The following is a 6010-nucleotide window of genomic DNA, read 5'->3' as shown; positions in this document are numbered from 1 at the left end:
CGACATCAGCCACTTTTTGATGCATCGCTACAACTGGATTAGGCCTCATCAATTCAACGATGGGTTGGCTCCAGCGCGGGCCGAGGAAAAACTTAACGTCGTGTCCGGGATTAGTTGACCACTACACTAGGTCGTATTATCGACTTGGCGGTAACCGCCGATGGAGGGCATCCTTGGCTTGCTCGTGAGTTTTTAACTCACTTTGGTGCGGAGTTCATTGATCCTTCCCAGGGGACCGCGTCGAGACGGTTTTCCGTCTTGGACTTTCCGCAATCGCGTATATTAATTGGCCCAATGCCGGGTGTACGTTTTGAGTCGCTGACTGGCTCGGAGCATCCGGAAGTCGTGGCCGCACGAAAGGAGGTCCGCAGTTCCGTTCGGCGTGTTCTGCTTGTGCTGCCTCCGCTTTCCGTCACTTCGGGTGAATCTCGGGGTGCCTCTGCTACTAGTACGCCTCCGCTCGGTCTTGGCTTGTTAGGGACTCATCTTGCGGTCAAGGGGCACGATATCCATCTGGTTGACTGTCATCGCTTCCCCGAGTTACTGGATGACATAATTGAGCTCGCTGACAGCTACGACATAATCGGCTGCAACGTAGTGATTAGCACGTTACGTTCCACGATGGAGCTCTTCCAAGCGATACGACGTAAGACAGCCCATCCGCTACTGATCGTCGGTGGTCCTGCAGCGAACCTCGACGTATGGCGCTTCTCTGCGAAGTCTGATGAGGAAAGTGAAGCATGGGATTTTGCGATTCCTTCGGCGGCAGTTAATGCGCTGGACGATCTCCTCCAGGCGTTAGGCTCTACTGATCCATGGCCCTCAACACAGCACCTTGTAGCGAATCCGCTGAGTCAGATACTTTCATTTCGAGGTATCCGTGAATCGCTAGGGAGTCTTCCTAAGCAACTAGACCTATCCTGGATGGAGATTGACGTTGACAGGCGTATCTACCAAGGACCTGATGGTGTTTATGAACCGGCACATACCCGTGACCTAAGCGGTTCAGTCCATGAGGCGCACGTTGTGATGTCGCAAGGGTGTGATTGGAACTGTGCCTTCTGTACTGAACGGAAAGACCTCAGCGGTGGCGAACGGAGAAGGTCGGTTGAGCAAGTCCTAGCTGAGCTTGAGCGCCTTTCATCCTCCTACCGTGACCTGCGAATTCAGTTCATTGATGACAACTTGCTGCCCCAGATCTCGGCGCTGGCGACGCACGATCTTACGGGACAGGCGCAAGCCAAAGTTTGGACCAGCGCGTTCCTGAACGGCCTTCGGGAAGTCCGAGAGGGGCGCCAAGGTTCGTTCGGCTGGCGAGGAATCTTCCGGGTCGAGGACTTTTTCTCCTACGAGGAAAGTTTTGGAACGCATGAATTTGTTGCAAAGTTGGTCTCTTCCGGATGCCGCATGCTGGCATTTGGTTTGGAACATGGCGACGAAAATCGAAGGAAGCGCCTAAAGGCGGGGGCAGACTACAAGAACGCCGAAATCGTGAGCTTATTTAAGCGACTTAGGGACGCAGGTATTCAGACAAAAGCATATTTTATGATCGGTGGACAATGGGAGACGGCCGAATCGGCACTGGATACTATCCGTTTCGCGCTAGACTGCGGTGCAACGCTCGCCTATTTCGCCCTCTACAAAGAGTTCGTGAAGGCAGTGCACGTGCTAAGTGAAGAGCGCGGGCCATCCTCACGACATGATGCCTTTGCCGAATATAGCCAGATGGCCGTCGTGTGGGATGCCACCTACTCCGCTTACCTAAGTGACCCCTCTATGAAAGGCTTGTCATCTCCGGCCACTCAAATAGAGATTGAAAGCTATGCGCAGCTTGCGAAGCTGGGCTTCCGGTTCAGCGATATAGTTAAGTACAACGACCATCATGCCGACAGCGATTCTTCCAGTTCAATCTTATCGAATGTTACATGGGGTGAACCGAGCGAGTACTTCAGTATTATCGAAACGGCATATCGACGGTTCTACCTGCGTCCTGAGTTCGTTCACGAATACAGTAAATTGGTTCGTGAGGGATATTGATCCTAGGGCGTACTCTTGTCACCGGGCGCATGCTGCTCGCGCAAGATGGTCGAGGCGAGCGAACGCAGCGTTATACGAGTGGCCGTCTCAAAGTATTAGCCTTCCAACGCAGCCTAGCGCTGCGTTCCTTTTGGCGCTGATACGATTTTGACCCAGGCTGCTGATTTTGACTGAACCACATGCTGCCTCCGAGATCACCCGCAAGGTCATCATTTTTTGAATACTCGGGTGGGTCAATGAATTCCGGTAGCCTGGTTCAAAATTCCATCAGCGCCAACAGGCACGTATCCGGCAGAACCTTTCGGATGTATCGGTGGGTATGCGGATCATCTTCCCCTCGCTGTAGGAGGATGCAGACCCGGTCACCTGGACGGAATGGGTTTCGCTGATTCTCAGCACAAATATGCTCGTGCTGAAGCCGTCCTTGGTGAACTCATAGCCGTCGGAGGCGGAAGCTGAGGCACCCTTAAAATCAGTAATGATCCAGCAGCTATCCGCAGACGCTTGCCCTGCAGCGAGCATGAGAGCGAGTCCAGCCAATAAATTCCGTTTCATAAATCATCCTTGGCTGACATTCAGTTTCTATTTTTGCCATGATAGCCGTATCTTCGGCATATGGATGAGCGCACGTACCGCCCGTCGAATCATCAGGCGACTCGATTCACGTAGCGCGCAGCCTTCAGGGCATTCAGTTCAGGCACGAATTACACATATATTGACAATGGCAGGTTGCGCATTAGTATGGCGCCACCTATAACTATTATAGGTAAATATGAGCATACCATCTGCACCATGGACGAAAGCGCAGCTAGGAAAGATGGTGAATCAGCTCTCAATGACCTCTGCAAACGTGGCGCTAACTGACCATTTCATGGACAGGCTTTTGCAGAGAGGCATCACACTGGATGAGGCGTTCAGGTGTATGCAGAGGGGTGTCATTGTCAGGGGGCCAACATTTAACCCGACCTACGGCACATTTGAATTCCGAATGGAAGAGAAAAAGCCCAATGACATTGTGTGCGTCGCCTTGGCGATCGCTCCGCTGGCTAATCCCTCCGGCACCATAGCTTTGACAGCTTGGGAGATTTGAACATGTATGAATACAAGGGTTGTGGCTTCAGGGGTGTTTTCCTGACTGATGGGTACACCATCGTGGACACTCCCTACGGAAGTGGCGTGACAATCACCGATATCGACAGGCTGCATGCAGCAATCGCAGATGAGCTCGTCGAGCAAGAGCACGAGATGACGGGGCAACAGTTCCGCTTCTTGCGCAAGCAATTGGGGTTGACCCAGGAACATTTGACTCCATTGTTTGGCGTCGACGTCCAGACGATAGCGAACTGGGAGAAGAGGCAGGAGGAGGCTATCCCTAGGACCTCAAGCCTTGCCATGCGTTACGTATATAAGACGGCTAGCAGGCATGGGCTAGATACCCTGTATGTCCAGCATCGAATTATTGAGGATGACGGTATTGTATTCGCTCGTGCGAATGATGACTGGCTTGAGAAAAAAGAAGAAATTGCTTAATCATAAACCCGGCAGAATAGCCGTAATGCTGTTCACTTAAGCGGAGCAGCCTTACGGTCCACTGGGTACCGGGTTTTAGAAATCTTCACCGTTCTTGGCCTTCCCGGCCTTGGGCGGTGATCCAAAAACATTCCACCTACTCCTCCCCTCAGCTCGCTTAGCCTCCTTCCTGTTGCCGATACCGGGTTAGCTGCTGCCATCACTATCAACTGCACCGCTATGTACTGGCAGGCAGGCTTGAACCGTATATCCGAAGGCGCGCGGCCGAACGCTACAGCGGCCTGGCTGGCCTCTCGACGAATAATGTTATAAGCCAGCAAAAGCCCCCAGACCTCCTGATAAATCAGCTCGACTTCCTTGCTGCACAGCGTCACCGCGTTCTGTTGCATTGAGCTTTTGATATCCCTGAAGCCCAGCTCAATTTCCCACCGGTCCAGGTACAGCTCAGCTACAACTGCTGTGTCATAGCTCTCGACAGGCAGAGAGGTAAGCAGCGACCTGACTTTTCCATGGCTTTCATAGCTAACTTCACGCACTTCCCAACTCAAGGGCAGTCAGGATTTCGTTTGCGTGCCTGAGGAGAAACCTTCATCCGCACAAGACGATCGTGCTCGCCGTAGCGCTCCACTTCCTCCATGACCAAATTCTTGCGAGCAGGCGTCATCCAGTGTCGGTTCGCGCCGCCGCCAACCACCCTTAGCAGTAGATCCGCGCCCCAGAAGCCTTTGTCGAACAACCGCTTGCACAGCGCTTCGGTACACAGGTCGCCGCGTCACCTAGCAAGCTAACCGCAGCCCTAGGCGTAGCACTTTGAACATCAAGTGGTGGCAGAATATGCTCATTGGAATGCGGGCTAGGGTTCGGTACGGCCTGAGCTACTGGGCGGAGCCTGCTAAGCAGCCGCTACTTCTGAGTCTAGGGGCGTGGCGGCAGTGATGACGGTAAGTGACATGTCGACTTGAGTTGCTGCGCGGGCGGGGGCTTGAGGTCTGGCTCTGCTAGTCCTGGACCAGGGTCGCGATAACTGCTTGGCTGGTGTAGCTGAACCGTCGATCTTGCGGGGCGATGGCCTAGTTTGGCCAGACGTGTGGGCCATGGTGCCCCGGCAAAAAAACTCGAACGGGTCTGCAACGCCGGACCAGCCGATCGCTGACTGTTGCTCCTGGCCGATTTCTGCCAGAAATAATGGGCAAAATTCGGCCCAATCGCTCTCCATCAGGATGAATGCTCTAGCGCGTTCACGCGGAGTTATTCAGAATAAGTGTTTCTCTGAAGGGCTCAGCCTCATGAGCGATGTTCTACTCAACTACTAGCGGCACAAAACAATACCTCATTCTCTCGTTCGCTTTTTAATAAGCACTGATGTGGAAGGCATAAAATGGAAGTTTGCTTCGTGGTCGGGCGTAATGGTGCCGGAAAAAGCCAATATTTAATTGATCAAGCCAAAGGCAATAATCAAGACTCACTATACTTATGCAATACTGTTCATGATCGGTCACAGGAGCTCAAGACTTCAAAGAGATTCTCCGTTAAAAATACTGGATCACACCCGAACAATGTCATGAAATCGGTGATCAAGAAGATGATGAGAGAAGGAACGCATCGTCTGCATCAAATCGAAAAAATACTGCTTTATTGCGGTTACGCTCCGCACATAACTGTGACCATGAGAGCCGGTAAGATCGATAGCAGGCTGGACGACTTTTCTGACACCTCCTCCATTAAAAAACTAACCGAAATGATAGATAATTATTTTAATGGAGAGGATGAAATATCCTTCAATGTAAACTTCGGTGAAACCTCTGATATTTCAAGTCTGTCAAAGCTAGAGAATCTGTTGCATCAGGAAAAACCACTACGACATTACGGCATGGTAAAGGCAATTGAAATATCGCTTTACAAGAATAATGGAGAGCCTGTCCCCCTACTAAATGCAAGTTCTGGCGAATTGAGCCTGATGACTTCTCTGATTTTCGTTCTAGGCGAAATTTCGGGAACCAACATGATTCTTATTGATGAGCCAGAGAACAGTTTGCATCCTAGGTGGCAGCGAGAATACACCTCCATGCTATGCAGTCTAATTGAATACCATGAAGTAAAAGTAATTATAGCGACGCACTCCCCATTAATAGTTACAGGCGCACAGTTAGACGAGCGAGTATCGTCATCAATATATCATCCGGCAACCGGAAATCTTGAATTTTCTTCCTCAACAAACATTGAAGAATTGTTATGGGGGCAGTTTGAGATTATTTCGCCAAAAAGTCGCTTTTTAAGCGAAAAACTAGCCGAGAAGCTCGAAGAGCTATCCGCACACAAAGTTTCCCTTAATCAAGCAATTGAATTTATCGATAGCGCAAGCAAGGCCTCTTTCGATGACGGCCAGCAAGACATTTTTATTGCAGCAAGACAACTTGCTGACAGCATCGCGAGAGGGTGAGTT

Annotated in this window: 3 protein-coding genes and 1 pseudogene; 3 read left to right on the top strand and 1 reads right to left on the bottom strand. The window is 51.2% G+C overall.

Features of this window, described 5'->3' with window-relative positions:
• Positions 1-294: 294 nt before the first annotated feature.
• Complete coding sequence (locus TU80_RS29250; protein WP_082643918.1) at positions 295-2037, top strand: B12-binding domain-containing radical SAM protein; 1743 nt, start codon at positions 295-297, stop codon at positions 2035-2037.
• Positions 2038-3129: 1092 nt separating this feature from the next.
• Entirely contained in the window at positions 3130-3567 is a 438-nt protein-coding gene (locus TU80_RS29235) for a transcriptional regulator (RefSeq protein ID WP_057006004.1), read from the top strand.
• Positions 3568-3599: 32 nt separating this feature from the next.
• Here TU80_RS29235 and TU80_RS32270 read toward each other — a convergent pair.
• A pseudogene (locus TU80_RS32270) lies at positions 3600-4303 on the bottom strand (transposase); the annotation flags it as partial.
• A 642-nt stretch (positions 4304-4945) separates the two neighbouring features.
• Here TU80_RS32270 and TU80_RS29225 point away from each other — a divergent pair.
• On the top strand, positions 4946-6007 hold the full coding sequence (locus TU80_RS29225; RefSeq protein ID WP_082643917.1) for an AAA family ATPase: 1062 nt from the start codon (positions 4946-4948) through the stop codon (positions 6005-6007).
• The last annotated feature ends 3 nt before the right edge of the window (positions 6008-6010 follow it).

Origin of the sequence: Pseudomonas veronii, from assembly GCF_001439695.1 — a bacterium.
Lineage (GTDB): Bacteria > Pseudomonadota > Gammaproteobacteria > Pseudomonadales > Pseudomonadaceae > Aquipseudomonas > Aquipseudomonas veronii.
This window is presented reverse-complemented; position numbering and strand designations above follow the sequence as displayed.

Bases quoted from the DNA above. Each gene is read 5' to 3' on its own strand.
- TU80_RS29250 (WP_082643918.1), top strand. From the start codon at position 295: ATGCCGGGTGTACGTTTTGAGTCGCTGACTGGCTCGGAGCATCCGGAA.
- TU80_RS29235 (WP_057006004.1), top strand. From the start codon at position 3,130: ATGTATGAATACAAGGGTTGTGGCTTCAGGGGTGTTTTCCTGACTGAT.
- TU80_RS29225 (WP_082643917.1), top strand. From the start codon at position 4,946: ATGGAAGTTTGCTTCGTGGTCGGGCGTAATGGTGCCGGAAAAAGCCAA.